Genomic DNA, 1,912 nt, shown 5'->3' with positions numbered 1-1,912 from the left:
CCATACAACACGATATAAAAGACCTGCCGGATGAAGTACTAACTTTCCTTCTAGGAAGCCGGTACTGCGACACCGATCGTCTCGGGGATTTCGCCTGGGCGACCTTTGGCAACACAAGGCCTGGATGGGCTCGCGTCCAGGCAATCTGCGATTTCGTTCACAATCACATAGCGTTCAGCTACCAGAACGCCGACGCGCTGCGCACAGCTCATGGCGGCTTCCTCGATCGAACCGGTGTTTGCCGTGACTTTGCTCATCTGTCGCTGCATGAACATTCCGGCGCGCTATTGTACGGGTTATCTGGGGGATATCGGGGTCCCGCCCGTGCCAGATCCGATGGATTTCAGCGCCTGGTTCCAAGCCTATCTCGGTGGTCATTGGTTCACCTTCGACGCTCGGCACAACCACCCTCGCATCGGAAGAATCCTGATGGCAACGGGCCGGGACGCGACTGACGTTGCCCTCTCGACCAGCTTTGGGTTGTCGAGCCTGGCCCGCTTCGAAGTTATTGCTGAAGAGGTGGGCACAGTGCCTGGAGGGAATGGGATTGTGCCTGGCGCCAGATCGCTCGCATCGACAAGAAAATCCCGCCATCGTGGAAGCTCGCGGACCTGATCATCACGGCCGGGCTTCGCGGCATCCTGTTCCCGTCGCTGCGTCACGCCGGCGGCACCAATCTGGTGATCTTTCCGGCCAATCTCGTCGACGGCGACCATGTCGCGGTTCCCGATGACCGGCTGCCGCACGACCAGTCGTCCTGGTCCTGAGTCATCGATAGTCTCTGTGGTCGCAACGCGAACAACGCCCGCTCACGACATCTGGTCCTCAACGGCATCGCCCTCGTCCTCCCTGTTAGCCAAACCGTCGGGAATATCGCCGGCCAGCAGCTTCTCCTTCGACAGCAGCCCGGCGTCCTCGAGCGCCTCGAAATCCGGCAGCTGGCGCAGCGTGTCGAGCCCGAACTGCGACAGAAAAGTTTTGGTCGTCACATAGGTGTAGGGCGCTCCGGGCTGTGGACTGCGCGGCCCTGAGGCGATCAGCTCCTGCGCGCGCAGCACGCCGATCAGATCGCGCGACACCTCCTTGCCGAAGAAGGAAGACAGTTCGCCACGGGTAATCGGCTGAAAATAAGCGATGCACATCAGCACCAGCGCCTCCGCCTGCGACAACTCTTTTGTGCCCTGCCCCGCCGCTGTGCCGAACGCGGCATGGATGACGTCGCCAAAAACCTTTTTGGTCCGGTGCTGCCAGCCGCCGGCGACCGCGACCAGCTCGTAAGGGCGGCCGGCGAGTTCGGCGCGAATGTCGTCGATGATCAGCTCGATATTGCAGTTTTTTCCCACCACCCGCGCGAGGACACTACGTGTCACCGGTTCATTTGCCGCAAAGATCACCGCTTCGACGCGGGCCATCCATTCGCACCAGCGCAGCTCCGGCGGCAGATGTTCCAGTTCGGTGTCGAGCAGCGCCGGCTGATCGTTTGGCTTGCGGCGGGCGGACGCTTCGCTCATCGCTACAGCCCGAACAGCCGGAATGTGGGGCGGCCGGAGAGCTCGCGCACGACCTCCAGTTGCTGCAGCCGTTCGAACAGCCGTCGCGATGCAAAGCGCGACAGATTGTCCGTCGTCAGCGATCCGGACACGGCGTCTTCACTGAGCAGCAGAAAGATTACGTCGCCGGCGCCTTTGGCGCGCAGTTTCGGCGCCACCGCCAGGAGTTTTTCGGCCCGGCGCGACAGCTCGGCGGCCAACCGACAAGCGTCCGCGGCGGCCGCGACGAGCGCGATGCAAACCGCCCGCTCAAAATTCTTGTCCCCGGGCCGGATGCGCCGGCCACCGCCGGCCTCGGTGCGGAAAGATGGTCCAAAACCCTGCGCCATTAGGAGCGGCAGGGGCTGCGGCCAGCCCAGGCG

At 62.8% G+C, this 1,912-nt stretch carries 2 protein-coding genes and 2 pseudogenes; 2 read left to right on the top strand and 2 right to left on the bottom strand.

The features are described from left to right. Positions 1 to 615, top strand: a pseudogene (locus EN925_RS34030) (transglutaminase family protein); the annotation flags it as partial. Next, a pseudogene (locus EN925_RS41145) lies at positions 558 to 767 on the top strand (RES family NAD+ phosphorylase); the annotation flags it as partial. The pseudogenes EN925_RS34030 and EN925_RS41145, both read left to right, overlap by 58 nt. A gap of 42 nt (positions 768 to 809) precedes the next feature. On the opposite strand, the gene EN925_RS34020 reads toward EN925_RS41145, so the two are convergent. Further along, positions 810 to 1,511 carry an SMC-Scp complex subunit ScpB gene (locus tag EN925_RS34020; RefSeq protein WP_128337274.1) on the bottom strand — a complete coding sequence of 234 codons (702 nt, stop codon included), beginning with the start codon at positions 1,509 to 1,511 and terminating at the stop codon, positions 810 to 812. Positions 1,512 to 1,513: 2 nt separating this feature from the next. Further along, positions 1,514 to 1,912: DUF1403 family protein (locus EN925_RS34015; protein ID WP_128337273.1), on the bottom strand; the 399-nt coding region annotated here is incomplete at its 5' end.

The sequence above is a fragment of the Mesorhizobium sp. M7A.F.Ca.US.006.04.2.1 genome (assembly GCF_004022915.1).
GTDB classification, from domain to species: Bacteria; Pseudomonadota; Alphaproteobacteria; order Rhizobiales; family Rhizobiaceae; genus Mesorhizobium; species Mesorhizobium ciceri.
This window is presented reverse-complemented; position numbering and strand designations above follow the sequence as displayed.

Excerpts from the sequence above, each read along its gene's own strand:
- EN925_RS34020 (WP_128337274.1), bottom strand. The coding sequence starts at position 1,511 with ATGAGCGAAGCGTCCGCCCGCCGCAAGCCAAACGATCAGCCGGCGCTG.